The sequence below is a fragment of the Kitasatospora sp. NPDC087861 genome, assembly GCF_044742585.1.
Classification (GTDB): Bacteria; Actinomycetota; Actinomycetes; order Streptomycetales; family Streptomycetaceae; genus Kitasatospora.
In genome coordinates, this window is sequence record NZ_JBIUUS010000001.1 from 402,214 (window position 1) to 428,109 (window position 25,896).

Consider the following 25,896-nt stretch of genomic DNA (forward strand, 5'->3'; position numbering starts at 1 on the left):
CCCCTAGGAGCCCCCGATGAACGCAGTCCTCATCGCCCTCCTGGTGCTGCCGCTGCTCGGCGCCGCGCTCACCCTGGCGCCGGTGTTCGGCCCGGAGCCGGCCGCCGCCGACCGGCGGGCGCTGCGGCTGAACAGCGTCGTCACCGGCGCGGTGTTCCTGCTCACCGTCGCCTTGGCGGCCGGGTTCGACCACGATGAGCCCGCCCGGATGCAGGCCACCACCGACGTGTCCTGGATCCCGGCCCTCAACGTGCGCCTCCACTTCGGCGTGGACGGCGTCTCGCTGCCGCTGATCGTGCTGACCGCACTGCTCACCTTCCTCTGCGCGCTGTACTCGGAGAAGCGGCTGCCGGGCGGGGACGCCCGGGGCGGAACCCCTGAGGGGCACCGTCCCTCGGCGAAGGCCTTCGTCGGGCTGTTCCTCCTCCTCGAGGTCGGCATGCTCGCCACCTTCGCGGTGCTGGACCTCCTGCTCTTCTTCCTGGCCTTCGAGATCGTGCTGATCCCGATGTACTTCCTGATCGCCCGCTGGGGGAGCGGCGCGAAGGCCCCCGCCGCCAACCGGTTCATCCTGTACACGCTGCTCGGTTCGGCCGTGATGCTGCTCGGCTTCCTGCTGATCGGCAGCAAGGCCGGCACCTTCGACATGCAGGCCCTGGCCGCCGCGCACGGCAGCGGACTGAGCCACACCACCCAGGTGATCGCCGCGCTGGCGATCATGGTCGGGCTCGCGGTCAAGGCCCCCGCCTGGCCGCTGCACAGCTGGCTCCCGGACGCGCACACCGCCGCCCCGACGGTGGGCTCGGTGCTGCTCGCCGGCGTGCTGCTGAAGATGGGCACGTACGGTCTGGTCCGCGTCCTCCTCCCGGTCGTGCCCGACGGCACCGCGACGCTCGCCCCCTACCTGGGCGCGTTCGCCGCCGTCGGCATCGTCTACGGATCACTGGCCTGTCTGGCACTGGCCCGCCCCGGCGCCAAGGGCGACCTCAAGCGCCTGATCGCGTACTCCTCCGTCGGCCACATGGGCTTCGTCCTGCTGGGCATCGCCTCCCTCACCCCGGTGGGCGTCAACGGCGCGCTGTTCGCCAACATCGCCCACGGCCTGATCACCGGTCTGCTGTTCTTCGTCGTCGGCGCCCTCAAGGACCGCTACGGCACGGCGGACCTCGACACCCTCGCCGGCGCCACCGGGGCCGCGCTGTACGGCCGGGCCCCGCGGATCGGCGCACTGCTCGCCTTCGCCGCCGTCGCCAGCCTCGGCCTGCCCGGCCTGGCCGGCTTCTGGGGCGAGCTGCTCGCCATGTTCGGCGCGTTCGACCCGGCGGACGGCCTGTCGCGCCCCGCGTTCGTCACCTACATGGTCCTGGCCGGTCTCGGCACCCTCCTCACCGCCGCCTACCTGCTGATCGTGGTCAAGCGCGTCTGCATGGGCGACCCCAAGCAGCCCGCCCCGGTGGACGGGCTCGCCGACCTGCGCCCGTACGAGGCCGTCAGCTGGACGCCGCTGGCCGCCCTCACCCTGCTCGCCGGCCTCTGGCCCGCGCTCCTGCTCGGACTCTCCGATCCCGCCGTCAAGCACCTCCTCGGGGGTGGCTGACCGTGCTCGGAGCCCAGATCGCCGCACTCGGACCTCACTCCACGGGGCAGCACACTGTGACCTCCCTCGCCGTAGCCAACCCGGGCAGCCTGATCCAGTCCGTGGACTGGGTGGCGATCGCGCCCCCGCTGATCGCCGCGGTGGCCGCCCTCGCCGTCCTGGTCACCGACCTGTTCCTGCCCGAGCGGCACCGGAAGTGGCTCGGCCGGCTCACCGCGGCCGGACTCGCCCTCGCCCTCATCGCGCTCCTCCCCCTCACCGGGGGATCACCCCGGGCGACCTTCTGCGTGCAGAACGTAGCAGGAGCCACTGACAACGCAGGCTGCTCGTACGTCGCCGACCACTTCGCCCTGGTGTTCCAGCTGCTCGTCCTCGGCGGCGCGCTGATCGCGGCGCTGCTCTCCGCGCACACCGTCGAGGACGAGAAGCTGCCCGGCGGCGAGTACTGGTTCCTGCTGCTCTCCAGCGCCACCGGCGCCGCCCTGCTGCCCGCCTCCCGCGACCTCGCCACCATGGTGATCGCCCTGGAGGTCGCCTCGCTGCCCGCCTTCGCCCTGGTGGCGCTGCGCCGGGACGGCCGGGGCGCCGAGGCCGCGCTCAAGTTCTTCGTCTCCTCCGTCACCGCCACCGCCGTGATGCTGCTCGGCATCGGCTTCGTCTACGCGGCCAGTGGCAGCCTGCACCTCGGCGCCGTCGCGCAGGGCCTGGAGCACGCCCCCGGACAGCTCAAGCCGCTGGCCGAGGCGGGCGCCGTGCTGACCCTGGTCGGGTTCGCCTTCAAGGTCGCCGCCGTCCCGTTCCACTTCTGGGTGCCCGACACCTACACCGGAGCCCCGCTGCCGGTGGCCGGCTACCTCTCGGTGGTCGGCAAGGCGGCCGGCCTGTCCGGCCTCGCGCTCGCCACCACCATCGCGTTCCGCCCGTACGCGCACACCTGGGGCCTGGCGCTCGCCGTGCTGGCCGCCGTCACCATGACGGTGGGCAACGTCGGCGCGCTGCGCCAGCGCTTCGACACCCGGTACAGCGCGGTGCGGCTGCTCGCCTGGTCCTCCGTCGGCCAGGCCGGCTACCTGCTGGTGCCGCTCGCCGCCGCCGGCTACGCGCCCACCGGGGTCGACCCGCTGGGCGCCACCGCCGCGTACGCGCTGATCTACGGCGTGGTGAACCTCGGCGCGTTCGGCGTGGTCGCGGCGGTCGGCCGCCGGGCCGGGACGAGCGTGGACGACTTCCGCGGCCTGTTCGCCCGGCGCCGCTGGACGGCCCTCGCGCTCGCCTTCTTCCTGCTCTGCCTGGCCGGGCTGCCGCCGGGCGTGATCGGCCTGTTCGGCAAGGTCGTGGTGTTCCGGGCGGCCGTCGACGCCGGGCTGGGCTGGCTGGCGGTCGTGATGGCCGTCAACGTGGTCGTCGCGCTGTACTACTACCTGCTCTGGACGGCCCGGCTGTTCGCCCCCGCGCCGGACACCGAGCCGGTGGGTGAGGCCGAGGCCGAACGCCGGCTGCCGGCCGGCCTGACCGCCACGCTGGGGCTCACCGCCTCGGTGGCCGTGGTCCTGTCGTTCGCCCCGCAGCTGGTCCTCCAGGTCGCCGGCGGCAGCCTGTTCTGAGCCCGCCGGGGCCGCCCGTGACGGGGGCCGGGCGGGCGCGGGGGCGGCGCGGCGCCGAGGCACCGGTGTCGCGGCGGTGCCGCGCCCGTCACAAGGGAACAAGGCCCGGGCCCCCACCCGTTGACCGGGCAAGAGGGACGAGGCAGAAAGGGCTTCCCCACCGCACCATTGGAGGGCCTGACGTGCATCGCCGGCACAACGGACTGAGGACCGCCGTCCTGATCGGCGGACTCTCGGCGCTCATCTTGGCGATCGGCAGTCTCTTCGGCCGGACCGGCTTCGTGATCGCCCTGCTGGTCGCCCTCGGGACCAATGCCTACGCCTACTGGAACAGCGACAAGCTCGCCCTGCGGGCCATGCGGGCCCGGCCGGTCAGCGAGATCGAGGCGCCGCAGCTGTACCGGATCGTCCGCGAGCTCTCCACCGCGGCCCGCCAGCCGATGCCCCGCCTCTACATCTCCCCGACCCCCGCCCCGAACGCCTTCGCCACCGGCCGGAACCCGCGCAACGCGGCCGTCTGCTGCACCGACGGCATCCTGCAGCTGCTGGACGAACGCGAGCTGCGGGGCGTGCTCGGGCACGAGCTGAGCCACGTCTACAACCGGGACATCCTGATCTCCTCGGTCGCCGGGGCGCTCGCCTCGGTGGTGATGTTCCTGGTGAACTTCGCCTGGCTGATCCCCTTCGGCCGCGGCGACGACGACGACGGGCCGGGCCTCTTCGGCATGCTGGCCATCATGATCCTCGGCCCGCTCGCCGCCGGGCTCATCCAGCTGGCGGTCAGCCGCTCCCGCGAGTACCAGGCCGACGCCGACGGCGCCCGGATCACCGGCGACCCGCTCGCCCTGGCCAGTGCCCTGCGCAAGCTCGAAGCCGGCACCCGCCGGCTGCCCCTCCGCCCGGAGCCGCAGCTCCAGACCGCCAGCCACATGATGATCGCCAGCCCGTTCCGTCCGGGCGAGGCCGGCGCGAAGCTCTTCTCCACCCACCCGCCGATGGCGGAGCGCATCGCCCGGCTGGAGCGCATGGCGGGCTACCGGCACTGAGGCCCCGCCGTCCTGGCGGCGGTGGCGGCTCCGTCAGCCGACCACCTCCTCGTAGGCGCGCCGGAGGCGGCGGACGCCCTCGGGCAGGCGGGTGGGGGTGTCGACCGCGGCGTAGCTGAGGCGGAGGTGGGGGGCCGGGGGCTCGGCCGGGTGGTACGGGCGCCCGGGGGTGACCAGGACGCCGGCGCGCAGGGCGGCCGCGGCGAGGGCCGCGTCGTCGGTGCCGTCGGGCAGCCGCAGCCAGAGGTGGTAGCCGCCGGGGCGGTAGGCGCCGAGCAGGCCGGGCAATTCGTGGTGCAGGGCGGCGACGGTGGTGGTGCGGCGGTCCCGCAGTTCGGCGGCGAGGGTGCGCAGGTGGCGGGCCCAGCCCGGGTCGCCGACCAGTTCGAGGGTGGCCTCCTGGAGCGGCCGGGGCACGAAGAAGCTGTCCACCACCTGGGTCGCCCGGAGTCGTTGCAGGGCCGGGCCGCGGGCGGTGAGGGCGCCGACCCGCAGGTTGGGCGAGGTGGGCTTGGTCAGCGAGCGCAGGTGCACCACGACCCCGTCCGGGTCGTCGGCGGCGAGCGGGCGCGGCAGTGCGGGGGCGTCGGCGTGGGCGAGCCGGCGGGCGAAGTCGTCCTCGACGACGAAGGCGCCCGCCGCCCGGGCAATCCGCAGCACCTCGGTGCGGCGCGCGGGGGAGAGCACCGCGCCGGTGGGGTTCTGGAACAGCGGCTGGCAGACGAAGGCCCGGGCGCGGGTGGCGTCGAAGGCGGCGGCCAGCAGGTCGGTGCGGACGCCGTCCGCGTCGACCGGGACGGGGACGGGCCGCAGCCCGGCGGCCCGGGCGACGGCGAGGGTGCCGGGGTAGGTCGGGGACTCCACCAGGACCGGACTGCCGGGGGCGACCAGCGCGCGCAGCGCGATGGTGAGCCCGCTCTGCCCGCCGGCGGTGATCAGGACGTCGCCGGCGCCGAGCGGCCCGCTGTTGCCGCCGATGTCGCGGGCGAACCAGCCGCGCAGCTCGGTGAGGCCGTCGGCGGGCGGGCGGTCCCAGGCGCCGGGGCGCCGGCCGGCCCGGGCGAGGGCGGCGGCGAGCAGCCGCTCGGGCAGCAGGGAGGCGTGCGGGTAACCGCCGTTGAGGTCGACGACGTCGGGCGGCGGCACGTTCAGGATGCCGAACAGCGGGTCGGCGGCGAGGTCGCGGGGGCCGGAGTCGGCGCTCAGCGCGATCTCCTGCCAGGAGAGGTCGCCGGGCCGGGCGGCGGACGCGGCGGCGGGCGAGCCGCCGGTGAAGGCCGAGGCCCGGAACACCCCGGCGCCCGGCCGGGAGACCACCAGGCCCTCGGCGGCGAGCAGCGCGATGGCCCGGGAGACCGTCACCGGGCTGACCTGGTGGCGTTCCACCAGGGCCCGGCTGGACGGCAGCTTTCGTCCTTCCGGGTAGCGCTCGACCTCCGGTCGCAACCTGTCGGCGAGTTCGGCCCCACTGCTACGCTCGTTCATGACGGCACAAGATAGCGCTACCCGCCCGATGGCGATAGCACCGCAGAGCCCCGCCTCCGGTACCGCCCTGGCCGCCCTCGGGGTGGCCGCCTTCTCGCTCAGCTTCCCCGCCACCGCGTGGGCCCTGACCGGCTTCGGCCCGTGGACCGCGACCGGGTTGCGCGGCGCCGTGGCCGGCCTGCTCGCCGCGCTCTACCTGGCCGCCGCCCGCGCGCCGCTACCGCCCCGGCGGCACTGGCCGGCCCTGCTGGTGGTGTCGGGGGGCTGCGTCCTGGGCTTCCCGCTGCTGACCACGCTCGCCCTGCGGACCTCCTCGACGGCCCACTCCGCGGTGGTCATCGGCGTCCTGCCGCTGGCCACGGCGGTGTTCGCGGCGCTGCGGACCGGGCGCCGGCCGTCCCGGGCGTTCTGGGCGGCGGCGCTGGCCGGGGCGGTGGCGGTGCTCGCCTTCACCCTGCTGCAGAGCCACGGCCGGCCGACCGTCGCCGACCTCCACCTGTTCGTGGCGCTGCTGGTCTGCGCGGCCGGGTACACGGAGGGCGGACGGCTCTCCCGCGACCTGCCGGGCGCCCAGGTGATCGCCTGGGCGGTGGTGGCCGCGCTGCCGGTGACACTGCTGACCACCGCGCTCGCCCTTCCCACCGAGCCGGTCCACCTCGGGGCGAAGGCGCTGGCCGGGCTGGCGTACACGGCGGCGGTGTCGCAGCTCGGCGGCTTCGTGCTCTGGTACCGGGGGATGGCGGCGATCGGGGTGCCGCGGGCCAGCCAACTGCAGCTTGCGCAACCGCTGTTGACGCTGGTCTGGTCGGTGCTGCTGCTGGGCGAGGACCTGCCGACGGCGGCTCCGGTCACGGCCGGGGTGGTGCTGGTCTGCATCGCCGTCACGCAGCGCGCCCGTACCTGAGGCGGGTACGGGCGCGCGGACCACCGGGTCGTCAGGACGGGGCGCCCGCCCCGGGGCGGTAGACGCAGAGCGCACAGATGATGAAGATGTCCAGCGCGATCACCACGAGCGACCAGAGCGGGTAGTACGGCAGCGCCAGGAAGCTCTCGAGGGCGCTCAGCGTGGTGAGGAAGATGCCGGCGAAGCGGGCCCAGGCGGCACCCTTGAGGAGGAACGCGCCGACCACCGCGACCAGGACGCCGATGATGATGTGGATCCAGCCCCAGCCGGTGAGATCGAACCGGAAGACGTAGCGGGGGGTGTGGACGAAGAGGTCGTCGTCGGAGACCGCCATGATGCCCCGGAAGACCTCCATGATGCCGTTCATCAGCATCAGCACGCCCGCGAACATCACCAGGCCGGGGGCCCAGTCGCTGAACTCGTTGCCCGGCGTCGGCCGCGGTGTGCCGGAGCCGGTGCGCCAGGGCTGCTCGGGGTTGGACGACGGGCTGGTCATGGGCTCCTCCAAGGGCCGAACGGGCCCAGGGGAGGACCGTACGGACTTCGACCGTCCGTCGGGCCGGGGCGCCGGGCAACCGGGTAGGGGCCGTTCGAGTGACGCGTCGTGCGCGGCCCCGGGCTGCCCCGGGTGGCGACTGGTAGTGGTTGTCCGACTACTGTCCGGCCCCGGTCCGGCCCCGAGCACGGAAGGCGCGCTGCGTGACTCTTCTGCCGAAGGACGTCGTCGAGCAGGCCCCGCACCCGTCGCGCGCCCCCCGGCTGGAGCACTGGTTCACCGCCCGGCGCCGCCGCCGAGGCCGGGCGCTGGTGGGCTGGCTGACCACCACGGACCACAAGCGCATCGGCACCCTCTACATGACCACCGCCTTCCTGTTCTTCCTGGCCGGCGGCCTGATGGCGATGCTGATGCGCCTCGAACTGGCGCGCCCGGGAATGCAGTTGCTCGACAACCAGCAGTTCAACCAGCTGTTCACCATGCACGGCACGATCATGCTGCTGATGTTCGCCACCCCGCTGTTCGCCGGCTTCGCCAACTGGATCATGCCGCTGCAGATCGGCGCGCCCGATGTGGCCTTCCCGCGGCTGAACGCGCTCGCCTACTGGCTCTACCTGTTCGGCTCGCTGATCGCCGTGTTCGGCTTCCTGACCCCGGACGGCGCCGCCGACTTCGGCTGGTTCGCCTACGCGCCGCTGAACAGCGCCGAGCACAGCCCCGGTCTCGGCGCGGACCTGTGGATCATGGGACTGGCCTTCTCCGGCTTCGGCACGATCCTGGGCTCGGTCAACTTCATCACCACGATCGTCTGCCTCCGGGCGCCCGGCATGACGCTGTTCCGGCTGCCGATCTTCGTCTGGAACATCCTGCTCACCGCCGTGCTGGTGCTGTTCGCCTTCCCGGTGCTCGCCGCCGCCCTGCTCTGCCTGGAGTCGGACCGCAAGTTCGGCTCGCACGTCTTCGACGCGGCCAACGGCGGGGCGCTGCTGTGGCAGCACCTGTTCTGGTTCTTCGGCCACCCGGAGGTGTACATCATCGCGCTGCCGTTCTTCGGCATCGTCACCGAGATCATCCCGGTGTTCAGCCGCAAACCGGTCTTCGGCTACTCCGGCCTGATCGGCGCGACCATCGCCATCACCGGGCTGTCGATCACGGTCTGGGCGCACCACATGTTCGTCACCGGACAGGTGCTGCTGCCGTTCTTCTCGATCATGACGATGCTGATCGCGGTGCCGACCGGGGTGAAGTTCTTCAACTGGATCGGCACCATGTGGCACGGATCGCTGAGCTTCGAGACGCCGATGCTGTGGACGGTCGGCTTCCTGGTCACCTTCCTGTTCGGCGGCCTCACCGGGGTGCTGCTGGCCTCGCCGCCGGTCGACTTCCACGTCTCCGACTCGTACTTCGTCGTCGCGCACTTCCACTACGTGGTCTTCGGCACCGTCGTCTTCGCGATGTTCGCCGGATTCCACTTCTGGTGGCCCAAGTTCACCGGGCGGATGCTGGACGAGCGGCTCGGGCGGATCCACTTCTGGACCCTCTTCGCCGGCTTCCACGCGACCTTCCTGGTGCAGCACTGGCTCGGCGCCGAGGGCATGCCGCGCCGGTACGCGGACTACCTCGCCTCGGACGGCTTCACCACGCTCAACACCGTCTCCAGCATCGGCTCCCTGCTGCTCGGCGCCTCCACCCTGCCGTTCCTCTACAACGTCTGGAACACCGCCCGCTACGGGGAGAAGGTGACCGTCGACGACCCGTGGGGGTACGGACGGTCGCTGGAGTGGGCCACCTCCTGCCCGCCGCCGCGGCACAACTTCGTCCGGCTGCCGAGGATCCGCTCCGAGTCCCCGGCCTTCGACCTGCACCACCCCGACATCGCCGAGCTCGACCGGCGGCAGAACGCGCGGGAACCGCTGCGCTGAGCGGGGGCGGGGCTTGCAGGGGTCGGGCGGTCGGCGGCGGAAAGCCCGGGCAGGCGTGCGCGGACCGGTTCGTGCGGGGCTTCCGCTCGTTAGGATGAACGCGTGCCCCGCCGGCTCCGGGGCGCGGCATCCGGAGGGAGTGGGCCGTCATGGCAGACGAGAGGCACGCCCCGGCGGCCGTGGAGGCGCCCGCCCGACGGCGTGGCCAGGGGGAGTTGGAGGCGCAGGTGCTGGCGGTGCTCCAACAGGCGCCCGGCCCGGCCACCGCGGGGTGGGTCCAGGAGCGCCTGGAGGGCGATCTGGCGTACACCACGGTGATGACCATCCTGTCCCGGCTGCACGCCAAGAACGCCGTCTCGCGGAGCCGTTCGGGACGCTCCTACCTGTGGCAGGCCTCCTCCGACGCGGCCGGGCTGGCGGCCCTGCGGATGCGCCGGATGCTCGACGGGGAAGCGGACCGGGACGCCGTCCTGGCCAGCTTCGTGACCGCGCTGCTCCCGCATGACGAGGACCTGCTACGGGCGCTGCTCGACGCCGCGTCCGCCGATCCGGCAGCGGCCGACCGTGAGAGCTGACCCGTGGGCTTCTTCGTCTTCCTCCCGCTCATCCTGCCGCTGACCGCGGTACCGATCGCGCGCCTCACCGAGCAGCACCTGCACCCGCGCGGTGCGGCCCGGCTGATGACCGTGATCAGCGCGGTGATGGCGGTGTGCAGCGTGCTCTGCCTCGGGCTGATCGGCGTGGTGGGCACCGCGCAGATCCCCGGCAACCCGCTCCCGGACAGTTGGTCCGACCCGGAGGTGCGGGCCGCGCTGCCGTACCACGAGACGGTCGGGACGGCCGCGATGTGGCTGCTGGTCCTGGTGTCCGCGGCCTGCGCCCGGACGGTCGGCCGGCACCTGCGGGTGCGGTCCCGGGCCCGGCGGGCGCTGACCGGGCTGCCGGCGGGGCCCGGGCCGGCCGGCGACCTCGCGGTGCTGCCGGACCGCAGCCCGTACGCGTACGCGCTGCCCGGCTCGCCGGGTCGGGTGGTGGTCTCCACCGGGATGCTGGCCGGGCTGCCCGAGGACGAGCGCGAGGCGCTGCTCGCGCACGAGCGGGCGCACCTGCGCCACCGCCACCACCGGTACCTGCTGACCACCCAACTGGCCGCCTGCGTCAACCCGTTCCTGCGGCCGCTGCAGCACGCGGTGGCGTTCAGCGCGGAGCGGTGGGCGGACGAGGAGTCGGCCCAGGAGGTGGGGGACCGCCGGATCACCGCGCGGGCGGTGGCCCGGGCGGCCCTGGTGTCGCACGCGACCCCGCCCGGTTTCGCGGCCTTCGCCGCCCCGACGGCCACGCCCGGCCCGGTACCGCGCCGGGTCGCCGCGCTGCTCGGCCCGGTGCCGACTTCCCGAAACTGGCCCCCGGCGAAGACCCGGGCGGGTCTGGCCGCGATGGTCGCCGCGGCCGGTACGGCGGCGTCGGCGCTCTGCGCGCTCAACGCCGCCGTGGCCCTGCTGGTGGTGCTGAAGGCCGTCACCCCGTTGTAGGCCGTCACCTGTAGGCCGTCACCCCGTTGCAGGTCGTCACCCGCCGCCGGCCCGCCGCAGGGTCGCTACAGGGCCGTCACCCCGCTGTAGGCCGCCCGGCGGCGAGGGCGTCCAGGGCGGCCTCGGCGTCCGCCAGGGACTTCACGGCGAGCGGCTGCAGCCCGGCCAGGGCGGGGACGTCGTCGGCGCGGGTGAGCTCCGCCGCGACGATGTGCAGGCGCTCGGGCGGGACGCCGAGATTGGTGAAGTAGGCCCGCAGGTAAGGGATCTGGAAGTCGAAACCCTCGCGCGGGGCGCCCGGCCCGTAGCCGCCGCCACGGGCGGCGGCGATCACCACCCGGGTGCGGCGCAGCAGGCTCTCGCCGGTGGCCGGGTCGGTGTAGCTGCCGGGGAAGCCGATCCGATCGATCCAGGCCTTGAGCGCGGCCGGGACGGCGAAGTTGTACATCGGCACGCCGAGCAGCACGGTGTCGGCGGCGAGCAGCCGGTTGATCAGCGGGTGGGTGAGGGACCACTCGCGTTCCTCGTCCGGGCCTTCGGCGAGGGCGGCGACGTCGGCGACCGGGACGGTCCCCTTGCGCTCGACGCGGCGGCCGAGGGCCGCGTACCCGGCACCGATCGGGGCGACGGGTTCGGCGGTGAGGTCCCGGTGGACGTAGCGGCCGGCGACGCCGTGCCGGGCACGCCAGGCGGCGGCGAACCGGGCGGTCAGCGCGCGGCTGACCGAGTCGCCGAGGCTGATGCTGGAGTCCAGGTGCAGCAGGGTGGTGGTGGTCACAGCGTTCTCCCGTCACTTCGGTGCTGGGCGGATCGTCAGCGGTGTGACGGGCCGGGCCGAGGAAAGGTGACCGATGGACCGGGACGAGGTGCTGGCGGCGAGGTTCGAGACCGAGCGGGGGCGGCTGCGGGCGGTCGCCCAGCGGATGCTCGGGTCGACGGGCGAGGCGGAGGAGGCCGTCCAGGAGGCGTGGCTGCGGCTGCACCGGGCCGGGCCGGACGAGGTGGACAACCTGCCGGGCTGGCTGACCACCGTGGTCTCCCGGCTCTGCCTGGACGTGCTGCGGGCCCGCGCGGTGCGCCGCGAGGAGCCGGTCGGCGACGCGCTGCCGGATGCGGCGGGGGCCGCTGCCGCGGCGGGCGACGGGACGGTGGGCGAGGGGACGGACCCGGAGCGGGAGGCGCTGCTGGTCGAGTCGGTGGGCCGGGCGCTGCTGGTGGTGCTGGACCGGCTGGGGCCGGCCGAGCGGGTCGCCTTCGTGCTGCACGACGGCTTCGCGGTGCCGTTCGAGCAGATCGCGCCGATCGTCGGCCGGACCCCGGTGGCCGCCAAGAAGCTGGCCAGCCGGGCCCGGCAGCGGGTGCGGGGGACGGCCGCACTGGCGCCGGAGCGCCTGGCCGGGCACCGGCGGGTGGTGGAGGCGTTCCTGGCCGCCGCCCGGGGCGGGGATCTGGACGCGCTGTTGGCGGTGCTGGCGCCGGACGTCGTGCGCCGGGCCGATCCGGCCGCGCTGCCGGCCGGTCGGTCCCTGGTGGCCCGGGGCGCGGCGACGGTGGCCCGGGAGACGACGGTGTTCGGCCGGCGGGCCCGGTTCGGCGCGGTGGCGCTGGTGGACGGGGTGCCGGGGATCGTGATCGCCCCGGGCGGGCGGTTGCGGCTGGTGCTGCGGGTGGCGGTGGCGGACGGCCGGGTGGCCGGCTACGAGGTGGTCGCCGACCCGGCCCGGCTGGCCGCCCTGGAGCTGGCCGTGCTGCCGGGGTGACCAGGGCGGGCCTCGCCGTCACCGACCTCGGGCCGCACCCGTCCAGCCGCTTCGTCGGGTACGTCACCACGCCCGGGCCGGCCGGGACGGCCGCCGTCCGGGCGCTGATCGGCGAACTGCGCGAGCTCCCGCTGCCGGACGGGCTGACGGCGGCCTGCCCGCTTGTCGGCCGCAGGGTGCGTCCCGACCGCCCGTCGGCCGCAGGGTGCGTCCCGACCGCTCGTCGGCCGCAGGGTGCGTCCCGACCGCCCGTCGGCCGCAGGGCGCGTCCCGACCGCCCGTCAGCCGTCGAGCGCGTCCCGGAGCCTGCGGAACTCGGCGGCCAGCGCGTCCAGCGTGTAGTGCGCGTTGAGCCCGCTCGGGTTGGGCAGCACCCACACCTCGGTCTCGCCGATGCCCTCCGGCTGGCGGCCGATCGCGGCCCGCCGCTGCCCGAAGGCCGTCCGGTAGGCGCCGATGCCGAGCACGGCCAGCACGCGCGGACGCAGCCGCAGCACGCGGTCGGTGAGCGCGGCGCCGCCCTCGCGCAGCTCCTCGCCGGTCAGCTCGTCGGCCTTGGCGGTGGCGCGCGCCGCGACGTTGGTGATGCCCAGGCCGAGCGCGGGCAGCTCGCCCTGCTCGTCCGGGCGCAACTGGCGCGCGGTGAAGCCGGAGCGGTGCAGGGCGGGCCAGAAGCGGTTGCCGGGGCGGGCGAAGTGGTGCCCGGTGGCGCCGGACCACAGGCCCGGGTTGATGCCGCAGAACAGCACCCGCAGCCCGGGCCCGGTGACGTCCGGGATGGTGGTGTCCTTGGCGGCCAGCAACTGCTCGGCGGTGGGCTTCACTGGGGGGTGGGGCTGAGTCGGCACTCGGCCAAGTCTGCCCTCCCCCGGGCGAGTCCGGTACGCCGGTCCCTCAGCAGGCGCAGGCCGAACACCACCACGGCCGCGTACGCCCAGCCCGCGAAGATGTCGACGATGAAGTGCTCGGCGCCGTACACCAGGGTGAACGCCATCGCGAGCGGATAGGCGACCAGCAGCGCCCGCAGCCAGGGGCGGGCCGTCGGCCAGAAGAAGAACAGCAGCATCGCCGGGTAGGCGGAGTGCAGCGAGGGCATCGCGGCGACGTCGTTGGCGAACTGGCTGCCGTTCTCGACCAGCGAGTCGGCCTGCGGCAGCCCGCTCGAGGAGATCACGTCCCACACCACCCGGGTGAGCCCCGGCAGGTGGCCCTCCTGGGCGACCAGCCACGGCGGGTCGGCGGGGTAGAGCAGGTACGTCGCGAAGCCCGCGAAGGTGAGCAGCAGGTAGCAGGCGAGCAGTTGCCGGAACCGGTCGTGCCGGCGCCGCCAGAGCACCGCGAGCAGGACGAAGACCAGGAAGAAGTGCGAGAGGTAGACGGCGGCGGCCGCGTAGTCGTACCAGTGCGGCGAGCCGGGCGTCCACAGCGCGTGCTGGAGCCGGACGGTCCAGGTCTCGCCGAAGCCGAGCACCTCGTCGGCGCGCAGCTGCGGCAGCCAGTGCGGGGCCCACGGGGTGTGCGCGCCGTAGCCGCGCAGCAGCGAGTACGTCCAGACCGCGGCCATCACCGGCACCCAGTCGCGCAGGACCAGCAGGAAGCTGCGCCAGCCGTGCCCGCTGTGGACGGCGGCGGTCAGCAGCGCGCCGATCAGCCAGCAGAACACCACGTCGTTGGCGGACGGCAGGCCCTCGGCCCGCAGGTACCAGACGAAGCCGAGCAGGTAGAGCGGCCAGGCCAGCAACCGCAGTCCCGCCAGGGCGGGGTGTCGGCGGGGCGGGGTCACGGGTCGCAGTCGCCCGGCCCGCACGGGCGGTGGTGGGGCCGGGCGGAGCAGCTTGGTCATGCGCACTGAAACTAGCAAGACAAGCTTGGAGGACTCTGGGTGGACGGTGACCGGATCTTAAGAATTGCCCCGGCCGGCGGAAGCCCCGACCGACCGGTCGGTGCAAGGCCCCGGCCGGCCGGGCGGGTGGTCGGTCGGGCGGTTCAGGAGACGATCCCCAGCTCGTGCGGGGTGTTGTTGAGCCGGCGTCCGCCGGTCGGGGTGACCGTGACGATGTCCTCGATCCGCACCCCGAAGCGGCCGGGCAGGTAGATGCCGGGCTCGATGGAGAAGCACATGCCGGGCACCAGCGGCCGCTCCTCGCCCTCGACCAGGTACGGCGGTTCGTGCGTGGTGATGCCGATGCCGTGGCCGGTGCGGTGGATGAAGTACTCGCCGTAGCCGGCCTCGGTGATCACCCGTCGGGCGATCCGGTCGATCTCCTGGCAGCTGATCCCGGGGCGGACCGCCTCGAACGCGGTCTGCTGGGCGAGCCGGACCACGTCGTGCACCTCCTGGACCTCCGCCGGCACCTCGGTGCCGACGTGCACGGTGCGGGTGGTGTCGGAGCCGTAGCCGTCCTTGAGGCCGCCGAAGTCCAGCACCACGGTGTCGCCCGGCTGGATCACCCGGTCGCCGGCCTCGTGGTGCGGGTTGGCGCCGTTCGGGCCGGAGCCGACCACGGTGAAGTCGACCTGGCTGTGCCCGTACTGGATGAGCAGCGCGCCGAGGTCGGCGGCGACGTCGGTCTCCCGGCGGCCGGCGAACCCGACCTCCAGGATGCCCCGGTAGGCGGCGTCCGCGGCGCCGCCGGCCGCGGCCAGCAGTTCCAGCTCGTCGGAGCCCTTGACCGCGCGCAGCATCGGCAGGGTCTCGGTGAGCGAGGTGAAGCCGGTGCCGGGCAGCGCCGCCTGGAGGCCGAGCAGGTGCATCGCCCAGGCGTTGTCGGAGATGCCGTACCGACCGGCCGGGTCGAGCAGCGGGCCGGCGGTGGCGTACGGGTCCTCGCCGTCGGACCAGTCGAGCAGGCACAGGGCCGGGGCGCCGGCAGCCTTCTCGGCGTCCGGGCGCTCCAGCTTGGGGACGACCAGCGCGGGTTCGCGCCCGGCGGTGAGCACCAGGGCGGTGAGCCGCTCGGTGATCGCGGTGGGCTGGTAGCCGCACAAGTAGACCAGGTCGGGGCCGGGGGCGATGACCAGGCCGGTCAGCCCGGCTGCGGTCGCGTCGGCGGTGGCCCGGGCCATTCGGGCGGTGTAGTCCTCGGTGGTGAAGGGGCGAGGCACGGTGGGGTCCTCCTCAGGGCCGGACGGGTTAACGCTGAAACTCCATCATGTTCGGGCGGAGTTGGCGAAGTGCCGCAGGAACAGGGCCTCGACGTGGGCCATGTGCTCGATCTCGCCGGGGTCGACGCTCTCGTTCGGCGCGTGGATCAGGCAGCGCGGCTCCTCGACGCCCATCAGCACGATCTCCGCCGCCGGGAAGGCGGTGGCGAACACGTTGCAGAGCGGGATCGAGCCGCCCTGGCCGAGGAAGGAGATCGGCTTGCCGTAGACCTCCCGCATCGCCTTGTCGAGCGCGGCGTACGCGGGCCCGCCGGTCTCCGCGCGGAACGGCGCACCGGCGCTCTCCCGCTCGACCTTCACCAGCACGCCCCAGGGCGCGGCGGCCTCCAGGTGAGCGATCAGCGCGTCCTGGGCGGCGCGCGCCTCGGTGCCGGGCGGTACCCGTAGGCTCACCCGGGCCCGGGCGGTGGCCGGGACGGCGGCGGCGGAGCCGACCACGGGCGGGCAGTCGATGCCGAGGACGGTCACCGCCGGGCGGGCCCAGAGCCGGTCGGCGACCGTCCCGGAGCCGGTCAGCCGGACGTCGTCCAGCACGCCGGCGTCGGCGCGGAACTGCGTCTCGTCGTAGCCGACGCCGCTCCAGGTGCCGGTGCAGTCCAGGCCGTCGATCCGGGTGCCGCCGACGGCGTCGCGCAGCGAGTCGAGCAGCCGGATCAGCGCGGCGAGCGCGTCCGGCGCGGGGCCGCCGAACATGCCGGAGTGCAGGTCGCCCTTGAGCGCCCTGACGGTGACCACCACGTTGGTGACCCCGCGCAGCGAGGTGGTGGCGGTGGGGACGCCGACGGCGGCGTTGCCGGTGTCGCAGACCAACAGGGCGTCCGCGTGCAACTCCCCGGCGTGCGGGGGCACGTACTCCTCCAGGCCGCCGGTGCCCTGCTCCTCGGAGCCCTCGACGACCAGTTTGAGGCCGACCGGGACGCCGTCGCCGAGCGCCCGCAGCGCGGTGAGGTGCATGACGATGTTGCCCTTGCAGTCGGCGGCACCGCGCCCGTACCAGCGGCCGTCCCGTTCGGTGAGTTCGAACGGCGGGGAGGCCCAGGCGGCGGCGTCGAGCGGGGGCTGGACGTCGTAGTGGCAGTAGAGCAGCACGGTCGGGGCGCCGGGCGGGGGCGGTCGGTGGCCGACCACGGCGTAGCTGCCGTCCGGGGTCTCCTCCAGGTGGACGTCGCGCAGGCCGGCCTCGGCGAAGGCGGCGGCGACCCACTCGGCGGCCTGGCGGCACTTCTCCGGCGGGTACTGGCGGGGGTCGGCGACGGACGGGATGGCCACCAGCTCGGCCAGGTCGGCCTTGGCGCGTGGCATCAACTCGGCTATTCGGTGAGCGAGTTCATCGGTCATCTGGGCTCCTGGGCGGGCGCCGGGTAGCGGGTCGAACCCAGCGCGGCGGACAGTTGCCCGGCCTTCTCGTCGGCCAGGTCGGTGGCGTGCAGCTGGGCGAATCCCGGGTGGTCGGGCCGGCCTGGCCGCCCGGGGCACCGGGGCCGCTCTGGTCGCCAGGGCTTCTCGGGTCACCGGATCCGCCGGAACCGCCCGGGTCACCGGATCCGCCGGAACCGCCCGGGTCACCGGATCCGCTGGAACCGCCCGGGGCGCCGGCCTCGTCGGGGCCGCCCTGGCCGGGTGGGGGCGCGTCCGTGGAACCCATCTGTCCTCCTCGGGTACGGCCCCGGTCGGCTGCGCGAGGTCCGGGCGCGAGGCGCCCCGGGCCCGGATGCCGCCTGGGAAGAGCCCCGGGGGCGGGCCGTACCCGGCCAGTTCACCCGGTTGCCGAGGCCGCCGCATGCGGCGTGCACCCGTGCGGGTGATCGCCGGTCAGGCCTGGGAGGGGGCCGGCGCGGTCGGCCAGACGGCGCGGCGCAGCGTCCGGCTCGCGGTCGCGGGCAGCAGGGCGACCGCGAGCAGGGCGGTGATCCCGGCCAGCGCGACGGAGGGGGAGAAGTGGTCCAGCAGCAGGCCGCTGCCGAGCGTCCCGGCGGGCATGCCCGCGGTCAGCAGCGTCATGGTCGCCGCGATCACCCGGCCGCGGAGCTCGTCCGGCACCTGCCGGAAGACCAGCAGATCCAGCATCACCCGCAGGGACGGAAGGCCGAGCCCCACCACGAACAGCCCGGCGAACACGGTGACCGCCCCGCCCGGCAGCAGCGGTGCCAGCGGCACCGGCACGGTGGCCCACGCCACCACCAGCAGCAGGGCGCCGGGCCCGGCCATCCGGTGCAGCCGGGAGACCAGGACCGCTCCGGCCAGCGCCCCGACCGCCTCGCCGGCCAGCGCCAGGCCGATCCCGCCGCTGCCCGTGCCCTGCTCCCGCAGCAGCACCATCACCGGCAGCACCAGGGCGGCCCCGGCGAGGTTGACCACCAGCAGGACGCCCAGGACGGAGCGCAGCAGCGGGGAGGCGGCGAGCAGGCGGAACCCGGCCAGGGCGCCGCCGGACTCGGGCTGCTGCTCCGCGGTTCCGGGCTCGTGGTTCGGTCGCGCGTCGGCGGGCCGGCCGGGGAAGCGCACCACGAGCGCGGACACCAGCGCGAGCAGGGAGGTGAACGTGGTCCCGAGGAAGGGCACGGCGCCGCCGAGCCCGTACAGGAAACCGGCCAGCGGCGGACCGGCCAGCGCGGCCCCGTTCAGCCGGGCCTCGTCCTGGGCGAGTGCCTGCGCCAACTGCTCCGGCGCGACCACCGAGCGCACCGCCAGCATCCGGACCGGGCCGCTGTACGCCATGGTCGCCCCGATGGCGGCGGCGACCAGCAGCAGGTGGGGCAGGGTCAGCCGGTCGAAGGCCATGGCCACCGGGACGCTCGTCGCTGCGAGCAGCCGGGCGGCGTCGGAGGTGATCAGCACCCGGCGGCGGTCGAGGCGGTCGGCGACGGCGCCGCCGTGGATGCCCAGCAGCAGGGTCGTGATCATCTGCACGGCGCCGAAGGCTCCGGCGGCGGTGGAGGAGCCGGTGAGCGCGAGGACCAGCAGGGGGAAGGCGGTGTCGCCGACCCGCATGCCGAGCGACGCGGCGGCCTGGCCGGCCCAGAGCGCCTGGAACCGCAGGTTCCGCCGCAGCGGGACGGGCGGTGCGGCGGTTTCCGCCTCCGCTTCCGCTGCCGTGTTCGCCGCCGTGATCGGCCGCGGCTCGTCGACCGTCGTCCTGTTCCCCGCCGCGCTGTTCCCCGCCATGCCCGCCCCATCGTTCGCGCTTTCGCCATCGTTCACGCTGTCGTGAATGATGGCGCGTCCGTGATTGGTTGCGCAAGAGTGATTGCTAACCGGAGCATGATTGCTCACTGGATCGTGATTGCTCACCGGAGCGTGATTGCGTGCGGCGCGGCCGATCTGCGAAGGTGTGCCCGTGGCCGAGCACGATCCGAGACCCGCCGACGGCGGCGAGCAGCCCGCCACCTGGGTCAAGGAACGCCAGGTGGCCGACGTCGCCGTCCTCAAGGCGCTGGCCGACCCGCTGCGGCTGGCCATCCTCGGCGCCCTGAAGTCCGCCGAGGACCGCCCGCAGACCGCCAAGGAGATCGCCGCCGCGCTCGGCGAGCCGCAGACCAAGCTCTACCGGCACATCAAGCAGCTGGAGAAGGCCGGGCTGATCATGGTGGCCGGCACCCGGCTCGTCTCCGGCATCGTCGAGAGCCGTTACACCGCCGCCCAGGAGTCGATCCGGCTCGCCCCGGAGATGTTCACCGCCGACTCACCGGCCCGCTCCGAGGCGTACGACGCCATCCTGGCCGCCATCGACCGGGTCCGCGGCGACTTCCGCGCCCAGGTCCTCGGCGGGCGGCTGGACTTCAGCTCGCCCCGGGACGGATCGGCCGGCCCGCCCGGCCTGTTCGCGCACTCGGTGCTGCGGCTCAGCCCGGACCGGCTGCTCCGGCTGCGGGCCCAACTCGCCGACCTCCTCGACGAACTGAACGAGGAAGCGCCCAGCACGGCCGAGGACGCGATGGACGTGACGCTCTTCACCCTGCTCTACGGCCTCCGGACGGGCACGGAATCATAAACTCCGAGCCGACTGTCGGTGCGGTGGGACACGATGTCCGACATGCCCTATGAACTCCAGGCGCTGATAGGAACATGTGAGCTGCTGGCGGTCGCGGCGGCGGAGGTCCCGGTGGCCCGGGTGGTGCCACTGGCGCAGGGGCTGGCCCTGATTCCGGTCACCCCCGCGGTGCTCTCCGCGCTCCAGTCCGACGGCGACACCCGCAAGGCCGCCGACGGGGCCGGCTTCGGCTGGCACCCGGAGGGCTTCGAGCTCCGGCTCGCCGCCTGGTCCAAGGCCGGCCCGATCGCCTGCGTCGAGGCCGACTACTTCGGCGGCAGCGGCACGCAGCGCGCCGCCGTCTGGGACGACGGCCGGATCACCCTCGGCCCGCTCACCAGCGGCGAGTTCGAGCCCTCCCCGCCCGAGGGCAGCCCGATCTCCCGCGCCCTGCGGCGGCTCGGCGCCCGCACCGAGCAGGGCCGGGTGGACGAGTTCGATTCCGTCGGCCTGTCCGCCCACCGCAGCACCGACGGCTGGGCCGCCGCCGACTGACCGGCCCACCCGCGGGAAGGGCCCCGCTCCCATCCCGGGAGCGGGGCCCTGCCGCACAACCCCCCAGGGGTCAGCGGTAGTTCACGTACTGCACGGGCACCTCGCTGGCCTGCGAGTTTTCGGCGATCATGGCGCTGACCTGGGAAAAAAATCTTGTCACGAGTTTTCACTGGTCAGCGCCGTTTTCCGCCCGCATGTGCCCTGGATGTGCCCTCGTTTCGCACCTGTTTTCAGTGCTGTGCGCCGACTGCGCCGCCACTGTAGCGGCAGGTCAGCCGCCGTTGGGCGAGCTGTTGCTGCTGCGATCGTCGAGGACGATGTGGGGCTGTTGCAGGTGTTCGTCGCCGCCAACCTCGCCGCCCGGCCGAGTGCTGTTGATGACGGCGGCGATGCGCTCGTAGCTGGTAACGGCCAGGGCCCACGTCTCGATGCCGGTGTCGCCGCCGACGCCGCTGTACGCGGTCTGCCGGAGTGCGTTGAGCAGTGCGATGGTGCTGCGGCCGGACAGGACCGTGTCCTCGTTGCCGTCGTTGAGGGGCTTCGAAAAGTGGTCGGTGCCCTCGACCTGGGCAGCCAGGAAGTCCCAGGTCTCGGGGTGGCAAGAGATCGCAACCGTCTTCACCGCTGCGGCCTTGCGAAGAGTGCTGACGTGGCTCTCCCAGGCGAAGGACTCCGGGATGAGGCCGGACACGTCGTCGGTCGGGCCGATTACGAGATTCTCGGCGGCCGTGGCCAGCTCAACGGCTTCGGTGGCCTCGGACTCGACCTCCGTGTCCTGCTCGGCATCAGGCTGGGGCCTCAGCAGGTCTGCGAGCTGAGCGGCGACCTCGGCCGCGATCAGTCGAGCCTGGTCCTCTGCGGGAGCGGAAGCGATTGCCGGCTCAGGTGCGACGTCTTCCGCGGTCTCCTGCTCCGGCTCCTGCCGAGCAGGAGCCGGGAAAGCCTGTTGGCGCTCGGCGAGCTGGGCGGCCACCTCAGCCGCGATCTGGCTGACCTGGTCCTTGGTGAGGATATGCGGGGCGAGCGGGAGGCTACTGGTAGCTGCGGGCTCGGTCATGGTTGTCTCCTCGCTGTCGGATTCTGTGGCCTCGCAGGTCGCGAAGGGGGAGGCTGCCTCTGCGGCCAGGTCGGATGCCGGGATTTCGGCGTTGGGCAGATCGCCGCCACCGTGGGAGTCTCCGCACTCACCGTCATCGACGGGCGGGAGGCCATCTTCGGCCGCCAGATCGCCGGTGGAATTCTGTGTCTCGGTTTCTCGGGTGATCTCCGCCGGTTGGCTCGCAGCCTTGGCGGAGTCGGCACTGGGTTGAGGCGATTCGGCCGGGCCTTCGCCAGTGGGAGAGCGGCGGCTGTTCTGAAGGGCGGTGAGCTCGGTTCGCAGGTTCCCCAGCTGGCGGTGGAGGCTGCGGTTGTCCTGGTGGGCACGGCTGGCCTCTTGCTGTTCCCTGGCGATTGCCTCGAAGAACTCGTCACGGTGTTCACTCAGGCCAGCCGCCAGCGTCGCGGTGAGTTCGGCCCGCAGGCTGTCGGTGTTGTTACGGATCTCTTCCAGGCCGGTCTGCAGGGTCTTTCCGACCTCTGCGCGCAGCAGTTCGACCTGGTGAGCAGTGCCCCTCGCCATGTCACCTCCCGATCTCGCGTGCCCCTGGGGGCCGCAGCGGGTACAGCGTGACGGCGCGGGGCGAGTGTGCGATGAGCGGATCGATGGGACTGTCGGGAACACGTCGATCACTGTCCGAAATCAGATCGTCACGTAGGTATGTCGTACTGTCAGTCAATCGGGTGGGGATGGTGATATGCGCTGCTGGCCGCGCCGTTTGTCCCTAAACTCCGGGCTATGCCCGTATCCAGCCGCTCCGAGCTCATCACCTACCTCGCGCAGCAGCAGCCCGAAGAGTTGCTCGGAACCCCGGAGTGCGACTGGATCGACTTCAAGAGTGCCGGGCACGGCGCCCCGTATGACCTGAGCAGTGCCAGGGGAAGTTCGAACTGAGCAAGGACGTCGCAGCGTTCGCCAACACCGGCGGTGGCCTGATCGTGTGCGGCGTTACGGCAAGGCAGAAGGCGAATGAGCTCGTTGAGGTCGCCACGAAGTTGACGCCGTTCCAGCAGACCCTCATCAAGATCGACCAGTACAAGGCGGCCATCGACGAACTCGTACGGCCGCTCATTAAGGTCAGCTACCACTGGTTCGCCCACCCGGATCGCGGCGACGACGCCGCCGGCCACTACTTTGTGCTGGACGTCGAGGGGCTTCCGGAGGGAGAGCGCTGGGCCCTCGTGCGCAGGGTCCTCAACGATAAGGACCAGTTCACCGAGGGGTGGACTGTTCCCGTACGGCACGACGACCGAACAGTGACGCTGTCGGCGGATGACGCGTACCGGCTCTTGAACGACGGCATGCGTAGTCGAATGACTCCGTCCTGGGCTGTTCCTGCTCCGACGCCGCCGGCTGACCCCGCACAGGCGCGCCGCAACCTGGAAACCCGCCTTGGGTGGGAAGACCTGCCAGTGCTGTTCTGGCAAAGCACGCCCCACGACTCCCCGGAGCTGGTCAACGGCCTGCACGGCCAGAACGGGATCCGAGGAGCGTTGCTCAACCAGGACGCTCTCCGGCCGCATGGCGGCTTCAACTTCTCCTCCGCCTATCAGGGGCCCGATCCGTACCGAGGCGGACTCCTCCTTGCGGACAGCCGCCGGGCCATCTCCGTTGCTCCGGACGGCACGGTGACCGCCGCCGCGGTGGCGACCGAGCAGATGCTCGGTTGGGGCATGGATCAGGGGGCTGGGGAGGCCCGCCGGATCAACGTCGTGGCCCTGTCCGAAATGATGTTGGAGTACTTCCGGCTCGTCGACCGGAAGATCCTGCCCGCAGTGGAAGGCCCTTGGCGGCACAGAGTCGTCGCCAGCCGCTTCGGGCATGCTCCGGCCCGCACGCTGGCTCCTGGGCCGAACTCCAGCTTCCCGTTCCTGGGAATGGTTCGTCCGGCGAGCGCCAACGACTGGAACAAGTCCTGGATCGCTCAGGGTGACCCCGAGAAAGACGCGTACGAGGGCCTCCAGCGTGTCTACGCGCTGTTCGGACTCGACGCGGACCAGAACCCGTACGTTCGTGACCGCAAGCTGAGCACGGATGTCCTCCAGACTGCCTTCCGGTAGCAGAAGGCCGCTCACCTCGGAGGCGTGCTAACGGAGCCCGCACCGCGCAGGCCCTGCGGAAGGCGGCTTTCCCGAAACGTCCCGTCCCGACCCGAGACGGTATCCGGCTATTAGGCAGCCGCAAGGCCGCTCAGGTCCAAGCTGGCGGTCTTCGCGGCGCGCAATGCTGCCCTGGCACGGGCCGCGCCGCTGCGGGTGGCAGCCTCGCCGCCACCGACCCCGGCCGGTCGCGCCCCGAGGCCCGCACAGGGGCCACAGATGCCCGGCTGGGGCGCCGGGTCGTGGCACTTGGCGCACTCGGCGTACCGGGCCGCTGCGGGCCGCACAGCGGGCTGGACGGGCGGCATCTTGTGCTCCAGGCGGTAGCGGAGCACCGCGACCGCCGAGTGCACCGGCGCGGGTAGGCCCGGCAGCAGGGCCTGGGCGAGGTCGGTGGGGGTGCTGCCGCGCTCCAGCCACTGCGCGACGAGGGGTGCGAGCTCCTCGGCTTCGGCTTGGCCGAGCCGCAGGCGCGGCTCGGGGCGGATCACCCGGAACAGCGTGGCGACCGCCTCGCGGATCTGCTCGTCCGGCATCGCCGCGGGCTGCTCGCCGGCCTCGTCCTCGTGGTCTTCCTCCCGCCCTCCCGTCTTCGCCCGCGGCTCGGTTGCGAGGACCGTCGCGTTGGCCTGCTCGGCGGGGAGGGAGGTTTCTTTCACTAGGTCCTTTACAAGGGCGTCAGCACCGCCGGTGGTCGCTTCACCGGAGACCGGACGGGTGGTACCCGGCAGCGCCAGCTGCGGGGTGTCGTAGACGTGGGTCTCGGTGATGATCGTGCCGTCCGGCATGCGGATCTTCTCGACCCGGTAGAAGCCGGCCGCGGTCAGTTCCTTCAGGGCCTTGCGGATCGCGCCGCGCCCCTGGGGACTGGTGTCGGCCATGTGCCGGCCGTCCTCGCGCCACCCGTCAGGGCGGGAGAGGAGGTCTGCGAGTAGGCCGCGGGCGGTGTAGGACAGCTGCCGGTACTGCAGCATGCAGTTGGGCAGCACGGTGAAGTTACGTACGTGTTCGGTACGATGTACTCGCATCGGGAGTTCGCGCTCCTGGTGCCAGACCCCGGGATGTTCGCGCATCGCCGGGGTCGCCTATTTTCGGTTGGATCACGGAACGTACCACAATGCCAAGGCAGATGAGCCGTGTTGGGGCGAGCGGGCTTGATCACACTCACTGGCTGCATCGGAGGAAGCCCCGTGCAGCCGGAGTGAGGTCGTGGATCTACGCGCGGGTCGCTCCGTGCTCCAGGTAGACGGTCGCGGACTGTGTCCTGGCGACGCAGGCGGCATGGACGCGGCGTGCGAGGCGTGGGATGAGGACTGCGTCGAGCTGGTCCGTGGTGTGGAAGGCGTACTCGCCGATCTCCACCTGGTCGACGGTGATGTTGTCGAGCTCGTCGGCGGGGAGGACGCCGCCGTCGAAGACGAAGAGGAGCTTGTCGCCCTCGGTGGGGTGGGGTGCCCAGTCGGCGACGAGGAGGCGGCCGATCGGCGGGGTGATGCCGAGTTCCTCCTTGACCTCTCGGGCTGCGCCCTCGCTCGGGGTCTCGCCGGCGTGCAGGTAGCCGCCGGGGATCTCCCAGCCGGGCTTGTAGGTCGGCTTCACGAGGAGGGCGCGGTCGTCCTCGTCGAAGAAGAGCACGCCGGCGGCGGTGCGGGGCTGGGCCACGACCTCGTGGGACTGGGAGTCGCTCATGGCGACGACTGTAGCCGCCGAGCCCGTCACGCGACGATCTGGAGCCGCTGTGCGACGCCCGCGAGCAAGTAGCTGAGTTTGCCGCGCTGTTGGCGGACCCAGTTGGTCACCAGGTGTCGGGGGATGAAGTGGTAGCGGACTTTGCTCGGGGGCCAGCTCCTCGGCGTCCAGTACGAGGGTGAGGGCCTCGTCCATGCGGTTCTGTGCGCTGTAGGCGCGGGCGATTTCGAGTGAGTGCCGCACTCGGCGTTCGAGCGGCAGGGTAGAGGAGTCCACGCGCGGCCCTTGGTCGAGGGCGATCTGGACGGCTGGTACCGCGAGTCGATGAACCCCGACCTCATCAATGCCTACACTCAACGGACCTTCGGACCGGAGCTCGGAAGCCACCCCGACCTGATCGCACTCTTCGTCGACTTCCCGGCCATCGAACTCGCCGGAGACCTGCTCGGCAGCCTTCGTCCCGTCTCCACTGTGCAGCTCCAGATCCGCATCCCCGAGGAACAACTCGAACAGGCCCAGCCGGAGAAGGCGATGCACGTGGATGGCGTCGCCTGCCCACACCTCGACGCCGACGAGTTGCGGACCTTCTCGCTGCTGGTCGGCGTGGTGCTGTCCGACGTCACCGACCCGCAGGGAGGCGCGCTGCGCTACCAACCGGGCGGGCACCTGGCCATGGCCGAGTGGTTCCGCACCGAGTGGTCCCTCGGCATCACCGAGCAGGTCCCGCCGGACCTCGACGCCCGGGCCGGCACCCCGCTCCTCGGGCAGCCGGGAGACCCGCTGCTGATGCACCACCTCGTCCCCCACGCAGTCGGCCGCAATCTCGGCCCGGAGCCGCGGATCATGGCGTACTTCCGGGTCGAACACTCCGACCACGGACGGAGGCGGCTCCAGGCGCTGCAAGACCCGTGGCTCGACTACCCGGGGCTGTCACAGGCTGCGTGAACGCCCAGCCGGGCCGGAAAGCGAACCC

The 25,896-nt window shown here is 72.9% G+C and carries 24 protein-coding genes; 13 read left to right on the forward strand and 11 right to left on the reverse strand.

Annotated features, from left to right (window positions below; all coding sequences use genetic code 11):
* The first annotated feature begins 16 nt into the window (after positions 1 to 16).
* From ACIOJE_RS01805 to htpX, 3 genes are all read left to right on the forward strand, one after another.
* On the forward strand, positions 17 to 1,597 hold the full coding sequence (locus ACIOJE_RS01805; protein WP_280675320.1) for an NADH-quinone oxidoreductase subunit M: 1,581 nt from the start codon (positions 17 to 19) through the stop codon (positions 1,595 to 1,597).
* Between the two features lie 56 nt (positions 1,598 to 1,653).
* On the forward strand, positions 1,654 to 3,201 hold the full coding sequence (locus ACIOJE_RS01810) for an NADH-quinone oxidoreductase subunit N (protein WP_400772649.1): 1,548 nt from the start codon (positions 1,654 to 1,656) through the stop codon (positions 3,199 to 3,201).
* Positions 3,202 to 3,383: 182 nt separating this feature from the next.
* Positions 3,384 to 4,247, forward strand: coding sequence for a zinc metalloprotease HtpX (gene htpX, locus ACIOJE_RS01815; protein ID WP_400772651.1), 864 nt, complete (start codon positions 3,384 to 3,386; stop codon positions 4,245 to 4,247).
* A 33-nt stretch (positions 4,248 to 4,280) separates the two neighbouring features.
* Here the strand turns inward: htpX and ACIOJE_RS01820 are convergent, their stop codons facing one another.
* A complete protein-coding gene (locus tag ACIOJE_RS01820) occupies positions 4,281 to 5,732 on the reverse strand; it encodes a PLP-dependent aminotransferase family protein (protein WP_400772653.1) in 1,452 nt (483 codons plus the stop codon).
* Positions 5,733 to 5,760: 28 nt separating this feature from the next.
* Here ACIOJE_RS01820 and ACIOJE_RS01825 point away from each other — a divergent pair, with 28 nt between their 5' ends.
* The gene (locus ACIOJE_RS01825) at positions 5,761 to 6,636 is read left to right on the forward strand and encodes a DMT family transporter (protein ID WP_400772655.1); all 876 of its coding nucleotides are present in this window, start codon (positions 5,761 to 5,763) and stop codon (positions 6,634 to 6,636) included.
* A gap of 31 nt (positions 6,637 to 6,667) precedes the next feature.
* Here ACIOJE_RS01825 and ACIOJE_RS01830 read toward each other — a convergent pair whose 3' ends face one another.
* Entirely contained in the window at positions 6,668 to 7,132 is a 465-nt protein-coding gene (locus ACIOJE_RS01830; RefSeq protein WP_400772657.1) for a hypothetical protein, read from the reverse strand.
* Positions 7,133 to 7,395: 263 nt separating this feature from the next.
* Here ACIOJE_RS01830 and ctaD point away from each other — a divergent pair, with 263 nt between their 5' ends.
* The 3 genes from ctaD to ACIOJE_RS01845 all read left to right on the forward strand — a co-directional run bounded on the left by ctaD (position 7,396) and on the right by ACIOJE_RS01845 (position 10,586).
* The gene (gene ctaD, locus ACIOJE_RS01835) at positions 7,396 to 9,054 is read left to right on the forward strand and encodes a cytochrome c oxidase subunit I (RefSeq protein ID WP_400772815.1); all 1,659 of its coding nucleotides are present in this window, start codon (positions 7,396 to 7,398) and stop codon (positions 9,052 to 9,054) included.
* A 149-nt stretch (positions 9,055 to 9,203) separates the two neighbouring features.
* A complete protein-coding gene (locus ACIOJE_RS01840; RefSeq protein WP_280675309.1) occupies positions 9,204 to 9,629 on the forward strand; it encodes a BlaI/MecI/CopY family transcriptional regulator in 426 nt (141 codons plus the stop codon).
* A gap of 3 nt (positions 9,630 to 9,632) precedes the next feature.
* Positions 9,633 to 10,586: a M48 family metalloprotease gene (locus ACIOJE_RS01845; protein WP_280675307.1), complete on the forward strand. Its 954-nt coding sequence runs from the start codon at positions 9,633 to 9,635 to the stop codon at positions 10,584 to 10,586.
* 76 nt (positions 10,587 to 10,662) lie between these two features.
* Here ACIOJE_RS01845 and ACIOJE_RS01850 read toward each other — a convergent pair whose 3' ends face one another.
* Positions 10,663 to 11,364, reverse strand: a complete 702-nt coding sequence (locus ACIOJE_RS01850; RefSeq protein ID WP_400772659.1) for an FMN-dependent NADH-azoreductase — start codon at positions 11,362 to 11,364, stop codon at positions 10,663 to 10,665.
* Between the two features lie 73 nt (positions 11,365 to 11,437).
* Here ACIOJE_RS01850 and ACIOJE_RS01855 point away from each other — a divergent pair, with 73 nt between their 5' ends.
* Entirely contained in the window at positions 11,438 to 12,346 is a 909-nt protein-coding gene (locus ACIOJE_RS01855; protein WP_400772661.1) for a sigma-70 family RNA polymerase sigma factor, read from the forward strand.
* Positions 12,347 to 12,627: 281 nt separating this feature from the next.
* Here ACIOJE_RS01855 and mug read toward each other — a convergent pair whose 3' ends face one another.
* The 5 genes from mug to ACIOJE_RS01880 all read right to left on the reverse strand — a co-directional run bounded on the left by mug (position 12,628) and on the right by ACIOJE_RS01880 (position 18,676).
* Positions 12,628 to 13,194, reverse strand: a complete 567-nt coding sequence (gene mug, locus ACIOJE_RS01860) for a G/U mismatch-specific DNA glycosylase (RefSeq protein WP_280675299.1) — start codon at positions 13,192 to 13,194, stop codon at positions 12,628 to 12,630.
* Positions 13,167 to 14,189 (reverse strand): phosphatase PAP2 family protein, encoded by a 1,023-nt coding sequence (locus tag ACIOJE_RS01865; RefSeq protein ID WP_280675297.1) that lies wholly within the window; start codon positions 14,187 to 14,189, stop codon positions 13,167 to 13,169. Before ACIOJE_RS01865 ends, mug begins: the two co-directional genes overlap by 28 nt.
* 143 nt (positions 14,190 to 14,332) lie before the next feature.
* A complete protein-coding gene (locus ACIOJE_RS01870) occupies positions 14,333 to 15,412 on the reverse strand; it encodes an aminopeptidase P family protein (RefSeq protein ID WP_400772817.1) in 1,080 nt (359 codons plus the stop codon).
* An 84-nt stretch (positions 15,413 to 15,496) separates the two neighbouring features.
* The gene (locus ACIOJE_RS01875; protein ID WP_400772664.1) at positions 15,497 to 16,849 is read right to left on the reverse strand and encodes a dipeptidase; all 1,353 of its coding nucleotides are present in this window, start codon (positions 16,847 to 16,849) and stop codon (positions 15,497 to 15,499) included.
* A gap of 474 nt (positions 16,850 to 17,323) precedes the next feature.
* Entirely contained in the window at positions 17,324 to 18,676 is a 1,353-nt protein-coding gene (locus ACIOJE_RS01880; RefSeq protein ID WP_400772666.1) for an MFS transporter, read from the reverse strand.
* 172 nt (positions 18,677 to 18,848) lie between these two features.
* On the opposite strand from ACIOJE_RS01880, the gene ACIOJE_RS01885 reads away from it, so the two are divergent.
* Together ACIOJE_RS01885 and ACIOJE_RS01890 are read left to right on the forward strand one after the other, a co-directional pair.
* Entirely contained in the window at positions 18,849 to 19,502 is a 654-nt protein-coding gene (locus ACIOJE_RS01885) for an ArsR/SmtB family transcription factor (RefSeq protein ID WP_400772668.1), read from the forward strand.
* Positions 19,503 to 19,544: 42 nt separating this feature from the next.
* Positions 19,545 to 20,036: a hypothetical protein gene (locus ACIOJE_RS01890; RefSeq protein ID WP_400772670.1), complete on the forward strand. Its 492-nt coding sequence runs from the start codon at positions 19,545 to 19,547 to the stop codon at positions 20,034 to 20,036.
* A 271-nt stretch (positions 20,037 to 20,307) separates the two neighbouring features.
* Here the strand turns inward: ACIOJE_RS01890 and ACIOJE_RS01895 are convergent, their stop codons facing one another.
* Positions 20,308 to 21,657: a hypothetical protein gene (locus ACIOJE_RS01895; RefSeq protein ID WP_400772672.1), complete on the reverse strand. Its 1,350-nt coding sequence runs from the start codon at positions 21,655 to 21,657 to the stop codon at positions 20,308 to 20,310.
* A 216-nt stretch (positions 21,658 to 21,873) separates the two neighbouring features.
* On the opposite strand from ACIOJE_RS01895, the gene ACIOJE_RS01900 reads away from it, so the two are divergent.
* Both ACIOJE_RS01900 and ACIOJE_RS01905 read left to right on the forward strand, forming a co-directional pair.
* Entirely contained in the window at positions 21,874 to 22,029 is a 156-nt protein-coding gene (locus tag ACIOJE_RS01900; RefSeq protein ID WP_400772674.1) for a hypothetical protein, read from the forward strand.
* A 101-nt stretch (positions 22,030 to 22,130) separates the two neighbouring features.
* The gene (locus ACIOJE_RS01905; RefSeq protein WP_400772676.1) at positions 22,131 to 23,195 is read left to right on the forward strand and encodes a hypothetical protein; all 1,065 of its coding nucleotides are present in this window, start codon (positions 22,131 to 22,133) and stop codon (positions 23,193 to 23,195) included.
* Positions 23,196 to 23,305: 110 nt separating this feature from the next.
* Here the strand turns inward: ACIOJE_RS01905 and ACIOJE_RS01910 are convergent, their stop codons facing one another.
* Entirely contained in the window at positions 23,306 to 24,262 is a 957-nt protein-coding gene (locus tag ACIOJE_RS01910) for a hypothetical protein (RefSeq protein WP_400772678.1), read from the reverse strand.
* A gap of 187 nt (positions 24,263 to 24,449) precedes the next feature.
* Complete coding sequence (locus ACIOJE_RS01915) at positions 24,450 to 24,923, reverse strand: NUDIX domain-containing protein (RefSeq protein WP_400772680.1); 474 nt, start codon at positions 24,921 to 24,923, stop codon at positions 24,450 to 24,452.
* 285 nt (positions 24,924 to 25,208) lie between these two features.
* On the opposite strand from ACIOJE_RS01915, the gene ACIOJE_RS01920 reads away from it, so the two are divergent.
* Entirely contained in the window at positions 25,209 to 25,868 is a 660-nt protein-coding gene (locus tag ACIOJE_RS01920; RefSeq protein WP_400772682.1) for a phytanoyl-CoA dioxygenase family protein, read from the forward strand.
* The last annotated feature ends 28 nt before the right edge of the window (positions 25,869 to 25,896 follow it).